The sequence below is a fragment of the Candidatus Poribacteria bacterium genome, from assembly GCA_028820845.1.
Taxonomy (GTDB): Bacteria; Poribacteria; WGA-4E; order WGA-4E; family WGA-3G; genus WGA-3G.
The window spans coordinates 38,269-63,032 of record JAPPII010000031.1; the positions used below are offsets into that span (position 1 = coordinate 38,269).

General features: G+C 48.1%; 18 protein-coding genes and 1 pseudogene. 8 read left to right on the top strand and 11 right to left on the bottom strand.

What is annotated here, in order from left to right; all coding sequences use genetic code 11:
* Window positions 1-20: 20 nt before the first annotated feature.
* Together OXN25_07715 and OXN25_07720 are read right to left on the bottom strand one after the other, a co-directional pair.
* Window positions 21-5,072: pseudogene (locus tag OXN25_07715) on the bottom strand (ankyrin repeat domain-containing protein).
* A gap of 173 nt (window positions 5,073-5,245) precedes the next feature.
* Window positions 5,246-6,361 (bottom strand): dockerin type I domain-containing protein, encoded by a 1,116-nt coding sequence (locus tag OXN25_07720; GenBank protein ID MDE0424737.1) that lies wholly within the window; start codon window positions 6,359-6,361, stop codon window positions 5,246-5,248.
* Between the two features lie 226 nt (window positions 6,362-6,587).
* Between OXN25_07720 and OXN25_07725 the strand changes: the two genes are divergently transcribed.
* Window positions 6,588-7,415 carry a phosphoenolpyruvate hydrolase family protein gene (locus OXN25_07725; GenBank protein MDE0424738.1) on the top strand — a complete coding sequence of 276 codons (828 nt, stop codon included), beginning with the start codon at window positions 6,588-6,590 and terminating at the stop codon, window positions 7,413-7,415.
* A 59-nt stretch (window positions 7,416-7,474) separates the two neighbouring features.
* Here OXN25_07725 and OXN25_07730 read toward each other — a convergent pair whose 3' ends face one another.
* The 4 genes from OXN25_07730 to OXN25_07745 form a co-directional block, all read right to left on the bottom strand.
* On the bottom strand, window positions 7,475-9,088 hold the full coding sequence (locus tag OXN25_07730) for a glutamate synthase-related protein (protein ID MDE0424739.1): 1,614 nt from the start codon (window positions 9,086-9,088) through the stop codon (window positions 7,475-7,477).
* A gap of 109 nt (window positions 9,089-9,197) precedes the next feature.
* A complete protein-coding gene (locus OXN25_07735; GenBank protein MDE0424740.1) occupies window positions 9,198-10,259 on the bottom strand; it encodes a hypothetical protein in 1,062 nt (353 codons plus the stop codon).
* Between the two features lie 133 nt (window positions 10,260-10,392).
* Window positions 10,393-11,193 (bottom strand): phytanoyl-CoA dioxygenase family protein, encoded by an 801-nt coding sequence (locus OXN25_07740; GenBank protein MDE0424741.1) that lies wholly within the window; start codon window positions 11,191-11,193, stop codon window positions 10,393-10,395.
* 66 nt (window positions 11,194-11,259) lie between these two features.
* On the bottom strand, window positions 11,260-12,387 hold the full coding sequence (locus tag OXN25_07745) for a mandelate racemase/muconate lactonizing enzyme family protein (protein ID MDE0424742.1): 1,128 nt from the start codon (window positions 12,385-12,387) through the stop codon (window positions 11,260-11,262).
* 174 nt (window positions 12,388-12,561) lie between these two features.
* Here OXN25_07745 and OXN25_07750 point away from each other — a divergent pair, with 174 nt between their 5' ends.
* The 6 genes from OXN25_07750 to OXN25_07775 all read left to right on the top strand — a co-directional run bounded on the left by OXN25_07750 (window position 12,562) and on the right by OXN25_07775 (window position 18,863).
* Window positions 12,562-13,596 (top strand): Gfo/Idh/MocA family oxidoreductase, encoded by a 1,035-nt coding sequence (locus OXN25_07750; GenBank protein MDE0424743.1) that lies wholly within the window; start codon window positions 12,562-12,564, stop codon window positions 13,594-13,596.
* A 53-nt stretch (window positions 13,597-13,649) separates the two neighbouring features.
* On the top strand, window positions 13,650-14,462 hold the full coding sequence (locus tag OXN25_07755) for a phytanoyl-CoA dioxygenase family protein (protein MDE0424744.1): 813 nt from the start codon (window positions 13,650-13,652) through the stop codon (window positions 14,460-14,462).
* A gap of 24 nt (window positions 14,463-14,486) precedes the next feature.
* Window positions 14,487-15,299 carry a phytanoyl-CoA dioxygenase family protein gene (locus OXN25_07760; protein MDE0424745.1) on the top strand — a complete coding sequence of 271 codons (813 nt, stop codon included), beginning with the start codon at window positions 14,487-14,489 and terminating at the stop codon, window positions 15,297-15,299.
* Between the two features lie 45 nt (window positions 15,300-15,344).
* Window positions 15,345-16,991, top strand: coding sequence for a thiamine pyrophosphate-requiring protein (locus OXN25_07765; GenBank protein ID MDE0424746.1), 1,647 nt, complete (start codon window positions 15,345-15,347; stop codon window positions 16,989-16,991).
* A 177-nt stretch (window positions 16,992-17,168) separates the two neighbouring features.
* Window positions 17,169-17,939 carry a LamG domain-containing protein gene (locus OXN25_07770; GenBank protein ID MDE0424747.1) on the top strand — a complete coding sequence of 257 codons (771 nt, stop codon included), beginning with the start codon at window positions 17,169-17,171 and terminating at the stop codon, window positions 17,937-17,939.
* 129 nt (window positions 17,940-18,068) lie between these two features.
* The gene (locus tag OXN25_07775; GenBank protein ID MDE0424748.1) at window positions 18,069-18,863 is read left to right on the top strand and encodes a LamG domain-containing protein; all 795 of its coding nucleotides are present in this window, start codon (window positions 18,069-18,071) and stop codon (window positions 18,861-18,863) included.
* 157 nt (window positions 18,864-19,020) lie between these two features.
* On the opposite strand, the gene OXN25_07780 is transcribed toward OXN25_07775, so the two are convergent.
* Entirely contained in the window at window positions 19,021-19,653 is a 633-nt protein-coding gene (locus tag OXN25_07780; protein ID MDE0424749.1) for a tetratricopeptide repeat protein, read from the bottom strand.
* Between the two features lie 71 nt (window positions 19,654-19,724).
* On the opposite strand from OXN25_07780, the gene OXN25_07785 reads away from it, so the two are divergent.
* Window positions 19,725-20,774 (top strand): Gfo/Idh/MocA family oxidoreductase, encoded by a 1,050-nt coding sequence (locus tag OXN25_07785; GenBank protein MDE0424750.1) that lies wholly within the window; start codon window positions 19,725-19,727, stop codon window positions 20,772-20,774.
* A 142-nt stretch (window positions 20,775-20,916) separates the two neighbouring features.
* Here OXN25_07785 and OXN25_07790 read toward each other — a convergent pair whose 3' ends face one another.
* The 4 genes from OXN25_07790 to OXN25_07805 all read right to left on the bottom strand — a co-directional run bounded on the left by OXN25_07790 (window position 20,917) and on the right by OXN25_07805 (window position 24,756).
* A complete protein-coding gene (locus OXN25_07790) occupies window positions 20,917-21,960 on the bottom strand; it encodes a GIY-YIG nuclease family protein (protein MDE0424751.1) in 1,044 nt (347 codons plus the stop codon).
* Window positions 21,961-22,134: 174 nt separating this feature from the next.
* Window positions 22,135-23,100: a zinc-binding dehydrogenase gene (locus tag OXN25_07795; protein ID MDE0424752.1), complete on the bottom strand. Its 966-nt coding sequence runs from the start codon at window positions 23,098-23,100 to the stop codon at window positions 22,135-22,137.
* A 17-nt stretch (window positions 23,101-23,117) separates the two neighbouring features.
* Window positions 23,118-24,080: a 3'(2'),5'-bisphosphate nucleotidase gene (locus tag OXN25_07800; GenBank protein MDE0424753.1), complete on the bottom strand. Its 963-nt coding sequence runs from the start codon at window positions 24,078-24,080 to the stop codon at window positions 23,118-23,120.
* Between the two features lie 40 nt (window positions 24,081-24,120).
* Window positions 24,121-24,756, bottom strand: coding sequence for a uracil-DNA glycosylase (locus tag OXN25_07805; protein ID MDE0424754.1), 636 nt, complete (start codon window positions 24,754-24,756; stop codon window positions 24,121-24,123).
* Between the last annotated feature and the right edge of the window lie 8 nt (window positions 24,757-24,764).

Consider the following 24,764-nt stretch of genomic DNA (forward strand, 5'->3'; position numbering starts at 1 on the left):
GCTGTATCAAAGGAATTTTCCTATGCCGCCCGATGCAAGGGAGTTTGCTCAAGATCGTTTCTGGCTTCTATATCCGCACCGTTATCCAATAATATCTGTGCGGTTGCCCTGGCATTATTTTCTGCTGCAAGGTGCAGGGCGGTTGCCCCAGCAGCATCCATCGCGTTGATAGTTATGCCGTGTTTGATTAGGAGTTCTACAATTTCAGCATCATCTTTTGCTGCAGCTTGATGCAGTGCGGTTTTACCCGTCTCATCCTTGAAACTAATCAATAGCTCCACTATATTAAAGGCATCTTTCTCTACGGCTCGGTGTAAAGGAGTGGTATTACTATTGTTTTTTGCGTTTATATCCGCACCACGTTCCAATAAGATGACTGCTGTATAATATGCGTTTTGCCATGTGGCATCGTGCAAAGGCGTGTCTCCATATTTATCTTTTGGGTTTGTATCTGCCCCATGGTCCAATAAGATGACTGCTGTATCAAAGGAATTTTCTTGTGCCGCCCGATGCAAGGGAGTTTGCTCAAGATCGTTTCTGGCTTCTATATCCGCACCGTTATCCAGTAATATCTGTGCGGTTGCGCCCGCATTATTTTCTGCTGCAAGGTGCAGGGCGGTTGCTTCATCAGAATCCGTCGCGTAGACACTTATACCGTTTTCGATGAGGAGTTCTACAGTTTCAACGTCATTTTTTGCTGCAGCCAGAAGGAGTGCAGTCTCATCCGCTTCATCCTTGAGGTTAATCAATAGCTTCACTATATCAGGGGCACTTTCCTCTACGGCTCGGTCTAAAGGCGTATACCCAAATATATTTCTTGCATTTATATCCGCACCATGTTCCATTAAGACTTCTACTGTATCAGAGGCATTTTTCTCTATGGCTTCGTGTAAAGGTGTATATCCATATTCATCTTCCGCGTTTATGTTGGCTCCGTGTTCTAATAATATCTGTGTGGTTGCCCTGGCATTATTCTTTGCTGCGAGGTGCAGTGCTGTTGCTCCGGCAGAATCTGGCACGTCTATACTTATACCGTGTTTGATTAGAAGTTTTGCAGTTTCAGTGTCATTTTTTGCTGCAGCACGATGGAGCGCAGTCTTACCCGTTTTATCCGTAAAACTAATCAATATTTTCACTGTATCAGACGCGTTTTGACGCACGGCTTGGTGTAAAGGCGTATACCCATATTTATCTTCCGCGTTTATATTGGCACCGTGTGCTAATAATATCTGTGCTGTATCAGATGCATTTCGCCGTGCGGCGTTGTGTAAAGGAGTGGCATTAATGTTGGTTTTTGCATTTATATTCGCCTTGTGTTCCAATAAGAGTTTTACTATATCAGACGCATTTTGCCACGCAGCTCGGTGCAATGGTGTGAACCCATATTTATCTTCTGCTTCTATATCCGCACCGTATGCCAATAAGACTTCTACTGTTTCAGCGTCATTTTTTGCTGCAGCGTGGTGCAGTGCGGTTTTACCCGTTTCATCCTTGAAGCTAATCAATAACTCCACTATATCAGAGGCGTTTTGACGGGCAGCTCGGTGCAATGGTGTAGTACCATGATTGTTCCTTGCATTAATGTCTGCTCCGGACTTGAGCAACACTTCCGCTGTCTTAAAGGTATTTTCCCTTGCAGCGTTGTGTAAAGGTGTGTTCCCATATTTATCTTTTGCGTTTATATCCGCCCCTTGTGCCAACAAGAGTTTTACTGTATCAGAGGCGTTTTGCCGTGCGGCGTTGTGTAAAGGTGTGATGTCAATGTTGTTTTTCGCGTTTATATTGGCACCGCGTGCCAATAAGAGTTTTACTATATCAGACGCATTTTGCCACGCAGCTTGGTGCAATGGTGTATACCCATATTTATCTTCTGCTTCTATATCCGCACCGTATGCCAATAAGAGTTTTACAGTTTCAGCGTCATCTTTTTCTACAGCCTGATGCAGCGCAGTCTTACCCGTTTTATCCGTGAAACTAATCAATAACTCTACTATATCAGAATCAGAAGCGTTTTCCTCTACGGCTCGGTGTAAAGGCGTGGCATTACTGTTGTTTTTTGCGTTTATCTTGGCACCGTGTTTCAGTAATATCTGTGCGGTTGCCTTTGCATTATTCGCTGCTGCGAGGTGCAGTGCTGTTGCTCCGGCAGAATCCGTTGCGTTGATAGTTATGCTGTATTTGATGAGAGTTTCTACAGTTTCACGGTCATCTTTTGCTGCAGCACGATGGAGCGCAGTCTTACCCGTTCTATCCTTGAAACTAATCAATAACTTCACTGTCTCAGAGGCGTTTTCCTCTATCGCTCGGTGTATCGGTGTATACCCCTCTTCATCTTCTGCGTTTATATCCGCACCATGGGACAATAAGAACACTGCCGTTTCTGACGCATTGCGCCGTGCCGCGCGGTGTAAAGGTGTCTCCGCACATTTATCTTCTGCGTTTATATCCCCACCGTGGGACAATAATATGTGTGCGGTTGCCCTGGCATTATTTTCTGCTGCTATGTGAAGGGCGGTTGCCCCAGCAGCATCCGTCGCGTCTATACTTATACCGTGTTTGATTAGCACTGCTACAGTTTCAGAATCATCTTTTGCTGCAGCACGATGGAGCGCAGTCTTACCCGTTTTATCTCTGAAACTAATCAATATCTTCACTATATCAGAGGCATTTTTCCATACAGCGTTTTGTAAAGGTGTATCGGCATATTTATCTTTTGCGTTTACATCCGCACCATGTTCCAATAAGATGACTGTGGTTTCAAAGGCATTTTGCCATGCGGCTTGGTGTAAAGGCGTATACCCATCTTCAGCTTCTGCGTTTATATTGGCCCCGTATTCCAATAAGAGTTCTACTGTATCAGACGCATTTTGCCGTGCAGCGTGGTGCAAAGGCGTGTCCCCTTCTTCATCTTTTACTTCTATATCTCCCTCGTGTTCCAATAAGAGTCTTACTGTATCAGAGGCATTTTGCCGTGCAGCGAGGTGCAAAGGTGTGACACCAATGTTGTTTTTTGCGTTTATATCCGCACCATGTTCCAATAATATCTGTACGGTTGCCTTTGCATTATTCGCTGCTGCGAGGTGAAGTGCGGTTGCTCCAGCAAAATCCGTTGCGTTGATACCTATACCGTGTTTGATGAGGTGTTTTACAGTTTCAGCGTCATCTTTTGCTGCAGCACGATGCAGTGCGGTTTTACCTGTTTTATCTCTGAAACTAATCAATATCTTCACTATATCAGAGGCATCTTCCTCTACGGCTCGGTCTAAAGGCGTATACCCATCTTCATCTTCTGCGTTTATATCCGCACCCTGTTCCAATAACACGGCTGCGATTTCAGACGCATTTTGCCGTGCCGCAACGTGTAAAGGCGTGTTCCCACCCTTATCTTTTGCTTCTATATCTGCACCGTTATCCAATAATATCTGTGCGGTTGCCTTTGCATTATTCTTTGCTGCAAGGTGCAGTGCGGTTGCCCTCGCAGAGTCCCTTGCGTCGATACCTATGCCGTGTTTGATGAGGAGTTCTACAATTTCAGCGTCATCTTTCGCTGCAGCGTGGTGCAGTGCAGTCCTACGCGTTTCATCCGTGAAACTAACCAATAATTTCACTGTCTCAGAGGCGTTTTGCCGTGCCGCTTCTTGTAAAGATGTGTTCCCGTTTTTATCTTTTGCGTTTATATCTGCTCCGTGTTCTAATAAGATGGCTGCGGTTTCAGAGGCATTCTGTCGTGCTGCAGCGTGTAAAGGTGTGATGTCCCTATTGCTTTTTGCGTTTATATCCGCACCGTTATCCAGTAATATCTGTGCGGTTGCCCTGGCATTATTTTCTGCTGCAATATACAGTGCGGTTGCCCCAGCAAAATCTGTCGCGTCGATACGTATGCCGTTTTTGATGAGGAGTTCTACAGTTTCAGCGTCATCTTTTGCTGCAGCGTGATGCAATGCGGTTTTACCGGTTCTATCCTTGTAGTTAACATCTGCGCCGTGTGCCGATAAGAGTTTTACAGTTTCAGCGTCATCTTTTTCTGCAGCGTGGTGCAGCGCAGTTTTACCCGTCTCATCCTTGAAGTTAATCAATACCTCCACTATATCAGAGGCGTTTTGCTCTACAGCACGGTGTAAAGGTGTCTCCCCATATTTATCCTTCGCGTTTATATCTGCGCCGTGTGCTAATAAGATCCTTGCGATTTCTGCATTTCTGATTGCCGCGCGGTGCAAAGAGGTTCTGTTGTCATTGTCCCGTGCCTTGATGTCTGCTCCGGACTTGAGCAACACCTCCACCATCTTAGAATCATTTTCCCATGCCGCAGTGTGTAAAGGTGTTTTCCCAAATAATTCATCTTTTGCTTCTATATCCGCACCGTGTGCCAATAAGATGACTGCTGTATCAGAGGCGTTTTGCCGTGCGGCATCGTGCAAAGGCGTGTTCCCATATTTATCTTTTGCGTTTATAGCTGCCTTGTGTGCCAATAAGAGTTTTACAGTTTCAGCGTCATTTTTTGCTGCAGCGTGATGCAGCGCAGTTTTACCTATTTTATCCTTGTAGTTAATCAACAACTTCACCGTTTCAGAGGCATCTTGCTCTATCGCCCGCTGCAATGGCGTAATACCAGCATTGTTCCTTGCGCTAATGTCTGCGCCGTATTTGAGCAACGCTTCTGCCGTACGAGGGCCATCTTCCCATTCCAATTCCAAAAACGTCGCGGCGTGTAAAGGTGTATCCCCATTTTTATCTCTTGCGTTTATATCTGCATTGTGTTCTAACAAGAGTGCTGCTACCCGGGAAGGATTGACCTCTGCCGCAATGTGTAAGGGGGTTCGCTCGCGATCGTTCCTTGCTTCTATAGCTGCGCCATTCTTCAATAATATCTCTGCTACTTCACGGGCATCTGACGACGCTGCGATGTGCAGCAGGGTATTACCCAGATCGCCTTTCGTATTGACATCTGCGCCCTTTTTGAGTAGCATCTTTACTTTTTCAGAATTACTCTTCTCTACCGCACGAAGCAGCTGGATTGTATCCATCTTGCGACACCTCCGGTCCAGTATCAATATCTTCCGTACTATAACGTGAGTTTGATAAAAGTGGAATGTCGGGTTTCGCTATCGCTGTTTAGGCAGAAAATGCCTTAGAAAACGACCTATTTGTCCAAATTCTAAGGTTTTTCGTGTGTATTTACCGCTCTACCCGACCTACGATTTTATTTTCAAGCTCACGTTACTATATCAAATTGCCATCTAAAAGTTCATATCGCCCCAGCAACCAACGTCAGATCGATGATATTCACAACCCCATCACCGTTGACATCGGCACTGCGCTTTCCGGTTTTCCCGAAATGCGTCGAAACGAAGGTGAGGTCCTGGATGTTCACAACCCCATCACGGTTAACATCCTCCGGCCTTCGTGTTTGCACCGAGGGACCTTCCCGAACGAGCATCACAAATTCTGAGAGGGCTGCTGCATCTTGAATCAAAGTTTGGAAGTCTGGGTCTTTGAAGAAATTTCTAATATCAGGTGTGTCTTTAATATAATTGACAGACTCGGCATCTACGCCGAAGGCTCTGAGGAGTTGTGGATTATCAACCATAATTTCAACGAATTCGGGGGTCAAGCGCGCACGATTTTCAGGGGGCTCAAGCCACGCAAGGATATTCGGCAGCACACCTTGAACTTCCGGTTGTTGAAACGTTTGTCCGTACCTATCGAACAGCTGTGTTGCAAGGGTGACCTTCGGATAGACAGTCGGCGGGGTGCTACGGCGTCTCGGGAGCGTTGTCGTGAAATGCGTGGTGTTCAGATAAATCTCAAAGAACATCCCCCAATTCCGCTCATTATCACTGACCTTGACCAAGAGGAGGTTATCCCCGGCGTTGAGATTCACACGGAAGAAGTCCTGAATTCCTGTCGTGCCTCTGTCAACATCGTTGATATGGACGACTTCGCCATTGAGCCAGACTTTGACGGCGTCATCACTCCCTACACCCATCTGAACGCTCGTCTGGTTGCGAGGCGAAATAACGTTAATCAAGGCGTACGCCGTATGGTAGTCCAAATTCCGCTCCGCACTCAGGCCTATCTCATTGACGACTTCGTTGACATTGTTAGCATAGCATCCCAAAATCCAGAACAGACAATCGACAGTCGGGCGGATGCGTCCGCGTGTCCATCGCAATTGTCCCACGGTATCGTGTTCATTAATACCGTGTTCAGCAACATAACGTTCGGTAATCGCGCCTTGGCTGGTTATGGCGAGGTAGTCGGTCTTAATATTCGCGCCTTTTGCAATCATCCACAGCCAAGGACCTTCTATGTAAGCCGCTGCCGGCGCGTAGGCGGAGCCTGTAAGCAAAATTGCTATCAAATAACACTGTATCCATTTCGACTTAATAATATCCATTTCGACGCAAAGACCAAGCAGGCAAAGTTTCGTGAGAGTATACCACATTATAGACAGAGTGTCAAATTCAAAAGGTTTCACTCCGCTGGCGAGAAAAAAATAAAATGACAGAAAATCTAAAATACTGGTATAATTCGCATATCTACCAACATTGATAGACAGAGATTTTTGATTCAAAAGGATATAAAAGATGAAATTTAAACGCGAAGCAATTTTAGCCCAATTGCGTACCAATATTGACGCTGGTAAACCCATTATTGGAGCGGGTGCAGGCACAGGGATCTCCGCGAAATGCGAGGCAGCTGGTGGGATTGACCTGATTATTATCTACAACTCCGGCAGATTCAGAATGGCGGGGAGAGGCTCACTCGCTGGCATGATGCCCTACGGCGACGCAAACCAGATTGTTGTCGAAATGGCGAGCGAAGTACTACCCGTTGTTCCAGATACACCCGTTCTCGCGGGAGTCTGTGGCACGGATCCGTTTCGTTTGATGGATGTCTTCTTGAAACAGATAGACGCAATCGGGTTTTCCGGGGTTCAGAACTTCCCGACGGTAGGACTGATTGATGGGACGTTCCGTCAACTGCTTGAGGAGACCGATATGGGATACGGGCCTGAGGTAGAGATGATTCGGACAGCGAGTCAGATGGGCATGCTCACGACCCCTTACGCCTTCAACGAAACCGAAGCGGAACAAATGGCGGATGCCGGGGCAGATATCCTCGTCGCACACATGGGACTGACGACGAAAGGTTCTATCGGTGCACAAACTGCTCTCACGCTTGCAGCTGCCGCTGAACGGGTGCAAGCCATTCACGACGCAGCGAAAGCGGTCAATCCAGAGATTCTTGTTATCTGCCACGGCGGTCCCATTGCGGAACCCGAAGATGCAACATACGTTCTGGAAAATACTGAAGGTGTTGTCGGATTCTACGGGGCATCAAGTGCTGAACGTCTCCCGACAGAGCGTGCAATCACGGCACAGATTGAAGAATTCAAGAAAATTCGGTTATAGTCTTCCGTCAATTGGTAGGCGCGGTTTCCCAACCGCGCCGGTTCATCATTAACACTTACTCACAACGGCAAAACGCCAGCGTATTTAACACCTGTCAAATAGGCGACATCGCGCGCCCACGTTGTCAGATCGTCAGGATTGAACTGATTCAGATGGGTATGTCCGCAAGCGCGCGCTAATACTTGCATCAGCGACACAGAAGCACCGAGAAAGCGATTCAGACGTTGTGCGGCGACCTGTACCTGTAGTCGAGAGCGCAGATGCGCCTTCTGGGTTGCAATGCCGACGGGGCAGTTATTCGTATGACATGCCCGCATCCCGATACACCCGATGGCTTGCATCGCTGAGTTTGCAATCGCGACACCGTCGGCACCGAGTGCCAACGCCTTGGCAAAATCTGCTGCGGTTCTCAAACCGCCGGTAACAATGAGCGTGACATCGCTGTTTCCTGTCTCATCAAGATATTTTCTGGCACGTGCCAACGCGGGCATCGTTGGCACGGATATGTTGTCCCTAAACAGAAGCGGTGCAGCCCCTGTCCCGCCGCCTCTGCCATCAAGGATGATATAATCCACGCCGACGTGAAGTGCGGCTTCGATGTCTTTTTCAATGTGCTGTGCTGAGAGTTTAAACCCAATCGGAACACCGCCGGTCTCCTTCCGCACCCGTTCCGCAAATTTGGCGAAATCGTCAAGCGTTTCCCAATCGGGGAATCGTGCCGGTGAAATCGCGGGTTCCCCCGGACGCAACCCACGCACCGCTGCGATCTCCGCTGTTACCTTGTTCCCCGGGAGGTGTCCACCCGTTCCTGTTTTCGCGCCTTGTCCACCCTTGAAGTGGAACGCTTGGGCGTGTTCGAGTATATCATAAGCGAATCCGAACTGTGCTGAAGCGAGTTCATAAAAGTAACGACTGTTTGATTCCGCTTCCGCCAATAACGTTCCGCCTTCCCCGGAGCAGATCCCCGTCCCTGCCATTTCTGCCCCCTTCGCGAGTGCGATCTTCGCCTCGGCTGACAAGGCACCGAAACTCATATCGGAGACAAAAATCGGAATTTCCAGTTTCAGCGATTTTTTCGCCCGCGGACCGATAACCAATTCAGTCCCAACCGGTGCGTCGTCAAGATGTGGCGTTTTGTGAAGCTGCGCAACTACAAACTGAAGCGCGTCCCAATTCGGTAGTTCCTCTCGTAGCACTCCCATTGCTTCGGTCTGCCCGTGGTGTCCGACTTTACTCAGCCCGTGGCTTGCCAATTCCCGAATTTGAGCGACGTAAGGTTCTTCGGATGTGCCATAGATGTCTTGATAGGTACCCTGATACGCATCACGACGGTAGGGTTGCGGGTTCCGGTGTTCCCACTCTCGAATCTCGTCTTCATCAACATAGACAGCATCGTCTTCTATCCACGCTGTAAATTTAGCAAGGCGTTCCTCGTTGTGATATTCGCTAATACCCGTATCGTAGCGGTAATCCCAATAGTGAACACCACATATCAGATTCTCTCCATCAATATAACCGTCTGCCAGCAATGCCCCACGGTGATGACATCTACCATAGAGGACAGAAACCTCGTCGTCATATTGGATAACGACGAGGTCAACATTTGCAACCAAGGCATAAGCCGGTTCGCGGTCATTGAGTTCGCTGAGGTCAGCGATCTTTGTTTTTGTCATTTTCTTAGGACTTGTCCGAGGCACAACGCGCTACACTACGAATTCTATAAGAAGAGTGTAGAGAAAAGAAAGCAACTACAGCTATGCCCAGTGAGTCCATCCTCCTAACTTACTCTTCGAGATAATTTTCATTGACATAACGCGTAATGATCTCAATTTCTTCCTCTTCGAGATAGAGTCCATGCTCTATCATTCGTGCTATCACCTCAGTTGTCTCCTCCTCAGAACGAGGTGGATAGTCTTCAATATCGGTGATGGGGTGGCATTGCGAGCATTTGTCCTCAAAGAGGACTTTCGCTTCTACCTCATCGTAAGCGACTGCTGGTATACCTGTTGTCGCTTCCGCCTCCATAGCGCCTGTCGCTATCTGAACAGCCTCTTTCGCTTCCACTGCGCGCATCTCTTCTTGTCGCTGTTCCCGTACGGAAACTTGGATATCCGGCGTAATCGCGATAAGATACGCTGAGACCGTCCACTCTTCTTCTTGATAAATAGGTTCACCAATCATCGGTTTTATCGCCATACGATTCACCAGACGTACCCAGTCTGTGGGTGTGCGTGGTTTCACGAGGATAGTGCGTAAATCGTGGCAGACGACGCACTTGCGTTGTAAGACGTGCTGCCCCTCGCGTAATTTCCGTTTCGATGCGAGCTGATCAAGCGGAGCCTCTGCTGGCAATCCGGCATTTTCGAGTAATCTGCGGGTTCGCGCGATGCCTTCTTCGCTGAATGCCCCTGTCTGCGTCCGCAACGCTGCCTCACGAAACGTGAACGGCACCGACAGCCCGATTAACAGATAGGTACAGATCAGCAGACACGTGCCAATATAGGGCATGGATTCCTCAAAATGTCGGAAAAATCGGAGGATAGCAATCTTGACGAGAATCAACACACCAATTGTAATACCAAGCATTAGGTGTGCAACGGTGCGCGGCGGTAGTTCGACTTGGTAGTTCCACAAACGCGGCACCATGTGCCACATCATAAATACATAAAGGATCGCATACGCATAACCGATGAGTCGATGGAGCAGCATCAATGAAGGTGGAGCCTCACTGGTATGTGTCTCTTTATCGAACGGGTAGCCCCATAACTTAAACATTAAAAAAACAGAGGCATTCGCGAGTCCTAAAAAAATTAGACCCAAGATTGCACTCGTTGAAGTAGACATATCGGATATTCCTTTTTTTAAACTGGTGACAAGCGTGTGATAAGGTTTTATGTAGCGTTGTGGGTGACACTTCCAGAACTGCACTGCGCCGTTGTTGCAGTGCTACTGGCTTTGGCCAAGGTTGGAATCACACCTATGTCTCTAATACGGGACGATTTAGGCGAGAATGATAGGGTGGCTCCATCACGGCGCGTTGACGTTCGTTTGCCCATTCGGGGACCGGATAGGCGGGAACATACGCCATATTGCCTGCTGTGTAGCGCGTCAAGATTGAACGTCTCGGATGCTCGGCAGTCCACCGCAGTGTCCCGTGCGTTACTGCCTCCGTGAAGATCGCCACATCACCGGCTTCACAGACAACCTGTCGGATATGCTCCTGATGCTTCTGATAAAGTCGCATCTCCCGAGGACACGGATAGTTGCTCTTATGGCTCCCTGGAATTACGATTAACCCACCTGCTCCCGGCGGCACGTCGGTTAACTGGAACGTAACGACAGTCAAACCATTATGCATGCGTCCATCACGAAAGATATAATACTGATTCGGGTCAAAACCGGGTCCAGAGGAACCATGAAAAGTATGCCCCTCCGCCCCCTTGTCCATTGAAAGTAGGAACATCTGATGATCCATCCGAAACCCTTTGCCCAATATTACATTCAGATACGGGATGAGTGTCGGGTGTGCGAGCATGTGTCGGAAGGGGTTGCACCACGGTTCTTCCCAGTGGAGCATACCGCCGAGTTCGCCTCTCCCTTGCTCACCTTTTAATTCTGGCGAACCGCCATCAAGTGCCTGATCGCGGGGACGGACACGCCCCTGATCACTGTGTTTGTCAATTGCTGCGTTGGCGAGGGCTACCTCTTCGGGTGTTAGCACATTCTTGATAACAAGGTAACCGTTCAGATCAAATAGATATTTTTCCTCAGCGTTCATGTTCGATTTCCTCCACCTTGTTTCATCAAATAAGGTTCGTGCGGTTGGAAACCGCACCTACCACTACTACACAGCGTAAGCGACAGAGCCGTCCTCACGCAAAAGTGTCGTGCCGGTATTCATCGGCTGATATGGGGTTTCCTCGATTAAACTATCGTCCAACTCAATACCCAGACCTGGAGCTTCAGGGATCGGAATATAACCGCCTTCTCGCTGATACGCTACTTTATAGACAGCGAATTTCTCAGATTCATCTGCCTTCGTATATTCTTGTGTGATGAAGTTCGGGATACTCGTATCTAAATGCAGCGACGCAGCAGTAATGAGCGGTCCCAAGAAGTTATGTGTAACAACTGCGCTGTGATATGCCTCAGCAAGTGCGGCGATTTTCTTGCACTGTGTTATACCGCCTGCCAGACCGACATCCGGACGCACGTATTGTGGTCCACCTGCTTCAAGAAGTTCACGGAATTCCCAGATACTTACATTGCGTTCACCGACAGCAAGGGGTGTTGTCATCCGTTTCGCTAATTCCGCTTGCGTTGCGATAGTGTCTATCTGAATCGGGTCTTCAATGAAATAGAGATTAAACGGTGCCAACGCCGATTCTAAGACAATACTATTCATCGGTGTCAGTTTCCGATGTACTTCAACAATTAGATCAAGGTCGGGTCCACCACCTTCACGCGCAGCGGCAACGATATCGCGTGCCGTCTTGACGAGCCGATCGACTCCCATATCTTGGAAGCCGCCGACCAAGGGATCAAACTTGAGTGCCGTGAAACCCTCTTCAACAGCCGCTTTCGCTGCTTCATACATTGTTTCGGGTGTGCTTCCGCCACCAAGGAGGTGCAGCCGGATTTTGTCACGGCAATTTCCGCCTAACAGTTCCCAGATGGGTACACCAAAATGTTTGCCCTTGATGTCCCACAGCGCAATATCTACTGCACTGATAGCACCACTCAGCGCGGTCCCACGGAAGGGTCCCATACGGTAGAGGTACTGCCAATGATGCTCAATCCGCAGCGGATTCTGCCCGATGAGATATTTCTTAAACGTACTCACAATGCTATCAACAGCCTCTGGATAGCCCCAGCAAGCGGTTTGTCCAACACCGCTGATACCCGTATCCGTATGAATCCGAATTACATAGCCGTTCCCAATAAAAAACGACTCAATTTTATCAATCTTCATATATCCCTCCAGTTAGAAGTGCCTTAACTTAGTCCGTTGCATTGTATCAGAAGGGGACGAATTTGACAACAACCTTTTCTACAACCCAAACAGTTGACACAAATTCGCGAGCATGTTAATATAATGGCAAGTTTGGGAAATCCGCAATTGCACGCTTCAATGAGGAGGCACATTATGGCGATGTATCGAACTGGAATTGTTGGCGGAAGGCGGGGTGTCCACCACGCCCGACGTTATGAAGGCATCGAAAATATGAAGGTAATTGCCATCTGCGAGATTGACGAGGAACGACTACAAACAGCGGTAGAAGAACTCAACATCCCGGGGTATACAGATTACGTCGAGATGTTAGAAAAGGAAAAACCCGATATCGTCCACGCCGTAACAGAGCCAACAGTCCCACGACATATCTGGGTAGAGCCTGCCGCCGAAGCCGGTGTTAAGGCGTTGGTGATAGAGAAACCGCTCGCACTCAGACCCAGTGAAGCAGAGGCACTCGCCGCCGCATACGAGAAAACAGGGTTGAAGATTATCGTTAATCATCAACGGCGGTATCTGCCTTTTGCCGAAAAACTGCTGGAGTTCTTTGAGAACGATAGCCTCGGCGATATACATTTCATTCGTGCTTGCACCGAAGGCGACATCACTGACATGGATACCCATCTAATGGATGTCGTGCTTTTTGCCCTTAAAGACATTCCGATCACACACGTCTGGGGTGCCGTTCAGGGTGCAGAAACCTATCACATTCCGTACCGGCAATGCCCTGAAGATTTAATGGCGATTTATACATTTGAGAACGGCGCGCGCGTCCACTTTGAATCCGCACGGACAGCATTCGGAACCATCGACTTTCCCAGTAGTAATCCACGGTGCAACCTCGATTTCTGGGGAACGAAAGGCAGAATGTGGTGGCGAGAAAACGGCTCATGGGGATACCAATTTGATGGTATGGCAGAACACTTCGTCGAGAAAACCCACTTCGGTGAAGATGACAAATTCGGACAGCGTGACTTTACACAAGCCATCGCGACTTGGTTGGATGATGAAAATCAACCCCACCGCAACAGATTAGAATTCGCACTGCTCGGTTTCGACCTAATTATGGCGGCATATCGCTCTGCACTCATCGGCAAGCGGATTGCGTGGCCCCCGAAACTCAGCGATGAAGAGTGGGTGGAACTGAAAAATAGGATCGTCGGTCCCTAAAGTCAGAGTCCCGACAATCCGTTCAAACAAACCACAAGGAACAGCAAAAAGATATGCTCAACCAAACCCAAGTTGACACCTTTCAAAAAAAAGGGTTTCTCCTCGGAAACCGCGTCTTAAGCGATGAACAAGTTGACGAATTGCGTTCGGAGTTGGCGCGCGTCATTGATAATTATGAAAAACCTGAGGTTCCACAGCCGGTACGTATTGCGAACCTTGGTGGTAAAGAAGAGAGTCCGGTCTGGCAAATCGTTAATATTTGGGAGGCGAGTTCTGCCTATCACCGACTTGTTCACAATCCGACCATTGTCGAAGAAATTGGGCAACTGACAGCAGCAACAGAGGTGCGCGTCTGGCACGACCAAATCCAATACAAACCACCACAAGTTGGTGGCGTGAACCGTTGGCATCAAGATTCACCGTTGTGGGGGATTCTCATGCCGAAAACGAGTCAAGTAACGGCTTGGGTTGCGTTGGACGATGTTGATGAAAGCAACGGGTGTATGCGCATGGTCCCTGGATCTTATCATTGGGGCAGCCAGATGCCGTTTCTGCGTGAGGTCGAGAACATCGATTCATTGCCGGACCACTTTGAAGGGAAAGAATTAGACGTAGAACTCTGTCCTGTGTCGAAGGGGCATGTCCATTATCATCACGCCTTAACGTGGCACGGTTCGCATGACAACACCAGCAGCGATCCGCGGCGCGCGATTGCGGTGCATTATATGACGGGCGAAACTGTCTACGACGAAAGTGGTAGCCACATCATGAAACGTTTCGTTACTGTCAATGACGGTAATAGATTAGCGGGGCACCATTTTCCACTTGTGATGGATGCTGGAAAACCGACGAAGCCCAACATATAAGTTTTTTTATAGGAGGGAAGAGGTATGCTCAACCAAACCCAGGTTGACACATTTAAAAAAAAAGGCTTCCTTCTTGGAAGCCGTGTTTTGAGCGATGAACAGGTTGAGGAACTACGGTCAGAACTGACCCGCGTTATTGACGATTACGAGAAAGTCGATATTCCGCAGCCCGTTCACATTGTCAATCTCGGTGGCAGGGAAGAGAGTCCGGTCTGGCAAATCGTTAATATTTGGGAGGCGAGTCCTGCCTATCACCGACTCGTTCACAACCCCGTCATTGTCGAAGAAATTGGGCAACTAACAGCAGCAACAGAGGTGCGCGTCTGGCACGATCAGATCCAATACAAACCCCCTAAAGTCGGGGGTGTCAATATGTGGCATCAAGATTCGCCGTATTGGCCGATTCTTACGCCAAAAACGAGTCAGGTAACGGCTTGGGTTGCGTTGGATGATGTTGATGAAAGCAACGGGTGTATGCGCATGGTCCCCGGCTCCTATCACTGGGGTAATCAGATCCCGTTTCTGCATTCCATCAAAGACATCCATTCAATGCCGGACCATTTTGAAGATAACGAATTAGAGGAGGAATTCTGTCCTGTACCGAAAGGATATGCCCATTACCATCACTCCCTAACGTGGCACGGTTCGCACGACAACACGAGCGGAAATCCCCGCCGTGCGATTGCGGTGCATTACATGACAGGCGAAACACAGTACGATGCCAACGGAAACCACGTTATGAAACCTTTTGTCACCGTTGATGACGGCGATAAATTAGCAGGCGACCATTTTCCACTTGTAATGGATAGGGGTGTGCCAACGAATCCTAACGCATAAATCTTTTTTATACATACAAGCCGATCACAAAATCGTAACTACGGATTGGAGAAAAATATGAAAGTTGTTGATGCAGTTGCCAAAGTCCTTAAAGCCGAAGGGGTAGAGTACCTATTCGCCTATCCTGTCAACCCGATAATCGAGGCAGCAGCGAAATTAGACATCCGTCCGATTATCGTCAGACAGGAACGGATTGGACTTCACATGGCGGACGCGATGAGCCGAATGACTTCCGGGGAAAAGATTGGCGTATTCTGCATGCAGAGCGGACCCGGTTCCGAAAATGCGTTCGGTGGTGTCGCGCAAGCCTACGGGGACTCTGCTCCGATTGTGGTTTTGCCGGGTGGTTATTCCCGAAGTATCACACAGATTCAACCGAATTTCAATTCCGCCTTGAATTATCGGCACGTAACGAAGTCGTGCGAGCAAGTAACAATGCCCGAAGCTGTCCCGGAAGCTATGCGCCGCGCCTTTACGCAAGTCCGGAACGGCAGACCGCGTCCTGCGCTTGTTGAATTCCCATCAGATTTATTTAATGAGGAAATTTCAGATTCTTTTGATCCAAAACCAGTACCTACTGTGCGTTACGGACCTGATAGCGCTTCAATTGAAGCCGCTGCAGCGGCACTCCTCGATGCTGAGTGTCCTGTCCTTTACGCCGGACAAGGTGTCCACTACGCTCAAGCGTGGGACTCTTTGAAAGAATTAGCCGAGTTGCTCAGTGCACCTGTGACGACGAGTTTAGGTGGTAAAAGTGCGTTTCCTGAAAATCATCCGTTAGCATTGGGTTCCGGTGGGCGCGCGATTCCGAAACCCGTGCATCATTTCCTCCAAAAAACGGACCTGATATTCGGTATCGGATGCAGCTTCACGCGGACGGGTTTTGGTGTCAGGATTCCTGAAGGCAAACGCGTCATTCATGCCACATTAGACCCAGCAGACATTAACAAAGACGTTCCGGTTGAAACCGCCCTCGTTGGCGATGCCGGTTTAATTTTAGATGGATTGGTAGAAGCCGTCCGAGACCGGACCAATGGCACATCTGAGAGTCGCGCGGATGCTGTTAAGCAAGAAATTAGGGCAGTTAAAGCCGAGTGGCTCGAACAGTGGAAGTCTAAACTGACCTCCGATGAAGTGCCGATGACCCCGTACCGCGTCATCCGAGACCTGCTACAGACTGTCGATGTCGAAAACACGATCATCACACACGATGCGGGAAGTCCACGCGACCAAATGTCGCCGTTCTGGCAGTCGGTCGCACCGCTGACCTATATCGGTTGGGGCAAAACGACGCAGCTCGGCTATGGTTTGGGTCTCGCGATGGGTGCAAAACTGGCGAGACCGGATCATCTCTGTGTTAACGTCTGGGGTGATGCCGCTATCGGCTTTACAGGTATGGATTTCGAGACTGCTGTGCGTGAGAGAATCCCAATTTTATCGGTGCTATTTAACAACTTTTCTATGGCGATTGAGATTCCGATTATGCCCGTTTCTACCGAAAAATTCCGTAGTACAGACATCTCAGGTCACTACGCAGACATGGCGAAGGCGTTCGGTGGCTACGGTGAACGGGTTGAAACACCGGATCAGATTATTCCGGCTATCCAACGCGGGATCCAGAAAACACAGGAAGGTGTACCCGCACTGCTTGAGTTTATCACGGCAAAGGAAATTCAGATTTCGAGTTTCTAATTGGTTGTTGGTTATTGGTTGTTGGTTAAGTGCTCTGGTCTTTACATCTATCTTGAATTCCGCAGCTTCTCTGCACAAAAAGGTTTGCGGAATTCGCAGAGAACACAGACTTCAAAACACTTAACCATTAACCAACAACTAATAACTGACAACTATTAAAAAAGGAGTTCCACTGTTATGAAATTTGTTATCACCGTTTTCTCGCTCATCGCTCTGAGCCTCTGTGCCAACGCATGGGCATTAAATGATGACGAGGCATTGATGTTGTACTTCACTTTTGATGAAGACAATGGTGGCAAGGTGAAAGACGTGAGTGGAAATAACATCGAAGGCACTCTTGAAGGTGCAGTCTGGTCGAAAGATGGCAAACTTGGTGGTGCTGTCCATCTTGAAAACGACCAGCAGTTTGTAGAGGTTGACGCGGTTCCCGAACTCGACATCACCGATGAACTCACAATTCAGGCTTGGTTTTTCCCTGAAGAATCTCAAGGTGACTCTAACCTGATGGGACGCAGGAGCGGAGCAAATGTCGGTGGCTATTGTCTCCAATGGAGCGCGCAGTTTACGGGTGCCCCGCAAATTGAGACATGGATTAACATCGGCGGGTGGCAAGGTTCACGGAATAAACAGACCATTAAGCCCGGATTAGAAGAATGGCACCACGTCTCTTCTACTTTCGATGGCGATATGATTCGCCAATATATTGACGGCAAATTAGATATCGCATTCGCGCCACCGAAGGGTAAAATTAATAGTATTGAGGTGGTATTCCGTATCGGTAAGGCACAAACAGGACTGCCAGGGATGATTGGCTTGGTCGATGAGGTAGCAATTTACAACCGTGCCCTTACTGTTGATGAAATTAATCAGGACATGGAAAACGGCGTTTTCTTTGCTGTCTCTCCTAATGACAAACTTGCCACAACGTGGGGCAAGTTAAAGTTGTAAAGTTGAAAGTGTAGCTAAAGTTGAAAGTTGTTAAGAGGTCTATGATGCACCAAAAGTCTCTTACAACTTTGAACTTGCAAATTTTGAACTTGCAAACTTTTGATTTTTGACTATGAGGAGGAATCACTGATGAAAGCCCAAGTGTATCTAATGCTATGCATTTTTCTCAGCTTAGCCATCTGCCAAGTAGGATTCGCTGCCGGTGGAAAAGGTAATGTGAAACAACACGGCGAGACGTTATACGTCTGGCACTTCGATGAAGGTAAAGGGAATAAGACGGAAGATGAAACTGCCGGTTTGGTCGGCGAATTTACTGGCGATATAAAATGGGCTGAAGGTATCTCAGGAAGTGCGGTAGAAATGGCTGGCGAGGTCGGTAAAGGGGATTTTATAGAAGTCGCACACTCCGATGAGCTCGATATCGATGAAGCCATTACGATGATGGCGTGGGTTTATCCTGAAGAACTACCGGGGGGTGGACAGGAGAACAAATTCACCATCTTCTACAAAAACACCTATTATCTGCAAATTGAACCGGGTGAAGGGAAGCTTGCCTACTATTTCTACGAGACCAGCAATCCTGGCTACCATATTTCTGACGGAAAAATAAAAGCGAAAGAGTGGAGCCATGTTGCCGTTGTGTGGGATGGTAGCAAAGCCGGTTTCTATATCAATGGGGAATCCGACGGTACATCTATCGCACAGAAGGGACCTGGTTTGAGTCGAGCGGATAAACCTTTACGCTTCGGTGGTGAGAATAACGGGTGTTGCCCGCGTTTCTTTCAAGGACGTATTGATGAGTTGATGTTAGCCAACTATGCGCTTTCTAAAGCGGACCTCCAGAAAATCATCAACGATACGCTTGATGTCTCCGCCCGCGGAAAACTGGCAACGACGTGGGGTAATTTGAAGAGACAGCAGTAGATTGCACATGTCCGCTGTCTATTATAACCAAGATGGGTGGGATTTATTCTCGCCCATTTTTCGTTGCAAATAGGTAGAAATAGGCGTATAATTGGTTTAAATCTATAAGTGGATATATTGTTCAAATTCCCTAACCGATATTGAAAACACACAGGATTCAGGGGAGTTCAGAGACGATTCCTTTAAGAGCGTCCTCCTGTTGCGCAAGAGACTTGAGTTCCGGGTTTAAATCTACCGCTTGTGTGAGTGAGTCTACTGCTTTTTTGGACTCACCCTCTAAGGCATAAGCGCACGCCAGGTTATAGTGGAGCAGAGCTGCCTTCGGGAAAGTTTGAAGCGCATGTAGGCACGATACACGGGCATCGGCAGGCAAATTCTGCCGGAGATACGCAGTTGTCAAGTTGATATAACCTTCGGCTATATCGGGTGCCATCTCAATCGCTTTTTTAAAGTTGGCGACCGCTTCGGCGTATGCTTCGGCATACAGATGTGCCTGTCCAAGGTTGTTGTAAACGGAAGGTTCCTTCGCAAAGAAAATCGTACGGGTCTTATTTTTGATCGCCTTCTGATACACTTCAATCGCCTGTTTTGCTTCGCCATTGCGCATCAGAAAAGTTGCCTTCCGATAGTGGTCGTTAAACTGCGTCTGGTGATGCCAGACCCAGAGAAATAGCACTGTTACCGCAAGGCAAAACGTCATACAGACAATTCTAAAAACTTTATTGCCGGGAGTCTGTTCCTCTTCTTCTGTCGGTGAATTTTCTGTAATTTGGTTTTCTTCAGAAGTCATAATTTTTTATTCCAACACGCCTGTTACGGCACACGGAGTGTGCCTACTACTTTTAAAGGAACACACAAAATATGAAGACATACGGATTCGGTATTATTGGATGTGGAATGATTTCAGATTTCCACTCCGCCGCAATTTCTGAATTAGAACACGGTCAACTCGTTGCAGTTAGTTCGCGAAATGCCGAGAACGCCAAACGGCTCACCGACCGATACAATGTTGACAGTTACGCCGATTATACAGAGATGCTCAAACGCGATGATCTGGACATCGTTTGTGTTTGTACACCAAGCGGTGCACATTTGGACCCCGCGGTTGCCGCAGCAGAAGCGGGTAAACACGTCATCGTTGAAAAACCGCTGGAAATCACTTTGCCGCGGTGTGATGAGATCATCGCAGCGTGTGATGCAGCAGGCGTTCGGTTGTGTGCTATTTTTAATTCGCGTTTTACAGAAAGCACGGAGCTTGTTAAATCCACAATTGAAAGTGGACGGTTCGGCAAACTCACCTTAGGTGATGCCTACATCAAATGGTACCGTTCCCAAGAATATTACGACAGCGGCGGTTGGCGAGGCACGTGGGATCTTGATGGTGGTGGCGCGCTTATGAACCAATCCATCCACGCTATCGACCTACTCCAGTATTTCATGGGTCCTGTCAAATCCGTCCAAGCCTTTACCGATACACTGGCACACGAACGCATAGAAGTCGAAGACGCTGCTGTTGCTGCACTTCGGTTTGAAAACGGTGCCCTTGGGGTCATCGAAGGCACAACCGCTGCTTACCCGGGTATGCTTAAGAAAACCGAAATTTCCGGCACACACGGGACTGTCGTCTTAGCCGAAGAGGACATCGTGACGTGGGAATTTGACCCAGAACTCCCTGAAGATGCGGAGATTCGAGAGAAATTCGCCCAAAGAACGGATACCGGTGGCGGTGCCTCGGATCCACGTGCTATTAATCACGACAACCACCGTCGGCAGATGGAAAATCTCATCAATGGACTTGAACACGATGCCTTGCACCTCGTTGATGGCCGCGAGGGACGTAAAGCGGTTGAAATTATTCTTGCTATCTATCAATCGAGTCGTGAAGGGCGGATCGTTGAGTTGCCGCTTTAAGAGTTGTCAGTTAAGAGACTTTGATTAGGACTTACGCCCCTCTTCCTAAAGTTCGCTACTTGACGAAGTGCCGTTCGTAGTAGGGAAACCATTTATTGCCCGTTTAGAACGTGCGATGAATCGCACTACTACGAACCTACCTTCAAGGCAAGGTTGACGAAGCACTCTCACGAGAACTTTCTCTAATGAAGTTATAAATTTCTTCGACTTCATTCGGAGAAGTCAGAAACCATTCCGTTCCCGGAGCATCAGTTATGTGTTTCCCTCGGACCTTCAAGATATTGTGTATGATGTCCTCGATCTCCTTGGACCAGTCAGTTTTAATATGAAGACCGATCTTGGGACTTTCTGGAAGTCCTGTGGCTTGACCTCTAACTCTTCCATCTGCTTCGCGGTGTTTAGTCTTACCGATCTTGCACTTCCAAACCTTTTCACCTTTGGATTCTGAACTCTCTCTATACTGCGGGTAATAGTAAAGGTAGACGGAACTGTTCCCGGAGCCGATAGTCCTTTCAGGATCTAAATCAGAATTCGGGATCGTATTTTTACGAGGGAGTGTCAAACTGCCTTTCAACTCGCTTAAATCTATGCCATGCTTCTCAGCACCAGAGTTGATTAGTTCCGCGGTGGTGTCCTCACTTAATCGTATGATTTTGCCCAACTTTGCGGACATATTTCGTCCCCAGCCCCTAACCCATTTCTTGAACTTATCAGGGGTGTTGTAAGTTTCAAGGATGAGAGCCTCAGTAAACTGCTTATAGATATCCCTGCGGGCGATCTTTTCAATTTCATCAGAACTAAGACCAGTTCTACGTACCAACTCCTCACCTGTGCGGGTTGAACTCAATGACCGATACCAGCATAAGCGTGCGAGTCCCCGAGTAGAAGTATCACTATTCACATCAAGTTCAACTTGCAAATAACCTCTTGCCCAGGCAGTAGAGGCTATTACTTGCTCTATCGGCGTTTCTGGTGCTTCGGAAAACTTCTCCAGATCTTTAGCAACTTCTTCAGCCCATTTTTTGCGAAAGAAAGGGGAGTGAATAGGAAGATCACAAACCTTTTCTTCTGTCTCTCCCATCTTACGCTTAAAATGTACTTCAATCCGTTTAGCAGCAGTGATTACCGATACCGACTGTATTTCTGATACATCGGCAGTGTTATTCCCTCGGAAGACAACTTTCATTTTTTTCCTTTACACAGCAAGGCACGAACCTGAAGAAGAGACACAGGCTAACAGCCTATGCTACGAAGAAACAAAAACCTGAATTGACAGCTATGGGACGAGGAAACCTTGAAGAAATACCCTAGCAAAAACCCCTACGAAGAAATTACGCTAAAATTCAAGTTTGACCCTCTGCTACTCGTAATCGAAAACAATCTTAACCGCTTCATGCTTTCGGTTCAGTGCCATCTCAAATCCGAGTTGTGCTTCCGTGAAAGGAAGATGATGTGTAATAATCGGTGACACATCAATACGACCTTGCGCAATCATATCCATCGCCAACGGGAAGTCGTTCGGTGCATCGGGGCCGACGGATCCGATAAAGTTGATATTTTTCCGGAAGAAATCTGAGAAATGGAAATCGTAAACTTCATCGTCCGGTACACCGAAGGCGAGGAGCGTTCCGCCGCGTTTGAGTAGTTGGAGACAGTCGTTGATAGTCTCCGTCTGGTGTCCAACAACCTCAATCACCAGATCCGCCATTCTCCCTTCTGTAATTTGTTCAACAACAGCGACGGGGTCTTGTTTATCAGCGTTAATCGTGTGTGTGGCACGCATCTTCTTGGAAACAGCGAGTCGAAAGTCAACAAGATCAGTGGTAATCACGGTGCGCGCACCGAGGTTGCTCATCATGTGTGTAAAGAGGAGTCCCATCGGTCCCTGCCCGACAACAACTGTATCAAGATTGAGGAGGTTCGGCAGCTTCCGACATGCCCACACAACAGTACCAAGCGGTTGAGACATCAGGATGCAATCTTTCCGTGGGAAATCTGTCAATGGCAACGTGACGCTCTCATCCGACAGGAAGTACTCCGAAAGTCCACCGATGTAACGTGGTAACGCTAAGACTTCGTCCCCGGGTTTGAATCTATCCGATTTACTATCTGTAACAACGCCAATCGCCTCGTGAATTGAAAGTCCTGGCTGAAGCGGATAACTGTCCGCTGGATGCTCAAGGACAAACGATGGCATATCCGTGCCGCAGATGGCACTATGAGCGGTTTTTATTATCACTGTGCCGTCGGGATAATCGGCGAGATCCGGCTGTTCTATGTCAACAATCTCAATCTGATGTGGTGCGACAATTTGCCCAGCTCTCATATTCTATATTTATCTCCTTATCGGTTAGATAACGCGTTCAAAACGTGTTTATGAAGTTTCCCGTTAGTTGCGACAATCCCTCGATTTTCATGCATCCGTTTGCCTGTCAAAAAATTAAGGGGCGCACCATTGGCATCCGTAACCGTCCCGCCTGCTTCCTGAACCACAATCATCCCTGCAGCGTGATCCCAGATACACTCGCGGTAATCGGGGTATGCCGGGTTCGGTAGACGGATATAGAGGGATGCTTCACCACGGGAGACAATACCATACTTCGCCTGACTGTCCATCCGAATAGGCGATTCTGTAATTCCGAGTGCTTCCGCAATCTTAGTGTGGGCATCGCTATCCCCGTGTGTCGACTCGAAACTCTCTGCGAAGCGATGTACCTCCTCTGATACATGGACCTGCTTTAAAAAGTTTCCTGCCTTTGTATAGAGCTGCGTGCCTTCGCCATAGGCGGCAACAAAAAGGCATCCCCGCTGCTCCGCATTCGTATCTTTTAAACGATACGGTAAATTTGGACAGCCCAAAACACCGAGTCGTACAACGCCATGAACAATATAAGCCAAAGCAATTGCATATTGATCGTGACGCAGAAATCCCTTCGTTCCATCAATCGGGTCGAGTGCCCAGAAATGCTGTCCGACTTCACCGCTTCCGCGGTCAATCCAGTTACAGACAGTCTCCGACGAGATCGTCTTTTTCGCAAAGTGACTCACATAATCTGTGACGCGTTCTAAAAGCGTGGCGTTTTCTCTAAGTGCTTGTGCGTCTTCTTCAGCGACAATCGCATCTTCAGGAAAAGCATCGCCGATCGTTTTACATATCAGTGCTTGTGACCCGAAATCAGCGACGGTTACAGGGCTTCGGTCAACCTTTTGAATCGCATCGGTTGACACTATTTCAGCTTGCACCCGTTCACAGAGTCGCATCGCCTCCAGCACAGCATCTATAGCAACTTGTTTCTTTAATGACATTTTTTCTTAGTTGTTGGTTGTTGGTAAAGAAGGTTGTCTGTTAAAAAAGTGTCAATTTCGGCAGTTCCTCAGATTCGCGTAACTTCCGTTTCGCCGAGGCAATATCCTCAACAACAGTCTGCCGGACGATTTCAAAATTCTCGCCTTCCTGTCTCAGGACATAAGCCGGGTTAAAGGTCGCCATTGCGAAGGGGGCATATAGTGTATCCGTAAACCAGACCCCGCGTTCCTCGGTAATACGAAAACTTCGATGAATAAGTGCCTTTGCAGCGGGTGCCCCCATACATAAAATCACCGAAGGCTGTATGAAGGTCAATTCACCATCAAGCCACTTGGAACACGCTTTAATTTCAGACGCTTTCGGCGGACGGTTTTTCAACACACCATCTTTAAGGCTTGCCGCTCGACACTTAATGATATTTGTTAGCCAGATTTGGCTGCGTGTTAAGTCATTTGCAGCGAGGACTTCATCAAGCAAATCTCCAGCAGGACCTGAAAAGGGGAGGGTTGTCCGATTATCAGCAGCAGACGGTCCCTCAGCTACAATCACCAATTTTGCGGAGGCACTTCCGCTACCGAAGACAACGTTCGTACGAGTCTTTGACAAATCACATGCTGTACAAACACTTGCTTGTGTTTTGAGGGTTTGCAGCTGCAACCGACAATCATTTGACATAATACACA

Bases quoted from the DNA above. Each gene is read 5' to 3' on its own strand.
- OXN25_07750 (MDE0424743.1), top strand. From the start codon at position 12,562: ATGGCGATGTATCGAACTGGAATTGTTGGCGGAAGGCGGGGTGTCCAC.
- OXN25_07795 (MDE0424752.1), bottom strand. From the start codon at position 23,100: ATGAGAGCTGGGCAAATTGTCGCACCACATCAGATTGAGATTGTTGAC.
- OXN25_07780 (MDE0424749.1), bottom strand. From the start codon at position 19,653: ATGACTTCTGAAGAAAACCAAATTACAGAAAATTCACCGACAGAAGAA.
- OXN25_07745 (MDE0424742.1), bottom strand. From the start codon at position 12,387: ATGAAGATTGATAAAATTGAGTCGTTTTTTATTGGGAACGGCTATGTA.
- OXN25_07735 (MDE0424740.1), bottom strand. From the start codon at position 10,259: ATGTCTACTTCAACGAGTGCAATCTTGGGTCTAATTTTTTTAGGACTC.
- OXN25_07805 (MDE0424754.1), bottom strand. From the start codon at position 24,756: ATGTCAAATGATTGTCGGTTGCAGCTGCAAACCCTCAAAACACAAGCA.
- OXN25_07725 (MDE0424738.1), top strand. From the start codon at position 6,588: ATGAAATTTAAACGCGAAGCAATTTTAGCCCAATTGCGTACCAATATT.
- OXN25_07730 (MDE0424739.1), bottom strand. From the start codon at position 9,088: ATGACAAAAACAAAGATCGCTGACCTCAGCGAACTCAATGACCGCGAA.
- OXN25_07800 (MDE0424753.1), bottom strand. From the start codon at position 24,080: ATGTCATTAAAGAAACAAGTTGCTATAGATGCTGTGCTGGAGGCGATG.
- OXN25_07755 (MDE0424744.1), top strand. From the start codon at position 13,650: ATGCTCAACCAAACCCAAGTTGACACCTTTCAAAAAAAAGGGTTTCTC.
- OXN25_07740 (MDE0424741.1), bottom strand. From the start codon at position 11,193: ATGAACGCTGAGGAAAAATATCTATTTGATCTGAACGGTTACCTTGTT.
- OXN25_07760 (MDE0424745.1), top strand. From the start codon at position 14,487: ATGCTCAACCAAACCCAGGTTGACACATTTAAAAAAAAAGGCTTCCTT.
- OXN25_07775 (MDE0424748.1), top strand. From the start codon at position 18,069: ATGAAAGCCCAAGTGTATCTAATGCTATGCATTTTTCTCAGCTTAGCC.
- OXN25_07790 (MDE0424751.1), bottom strand. From the start codon at position 21,960: ATGAAAGTTGTCTTCCGAGGGAATAACACTGCCGATGTATCAGAAATA.
- OXN25_07770 (MDE0424747.1), top strand. From the start codon at position 17,169: ATGAAATTTGTTATCACCGTTTTCTCGCTCATCGCTCTGAGCCTCTGT.
- OXN25_07785 (MDE0424750.1), top strand. From the start codon at position 19,725: ATGAAGACATACGGATTCGGTATTATTGGATGTGGAATGATTTCAGAT.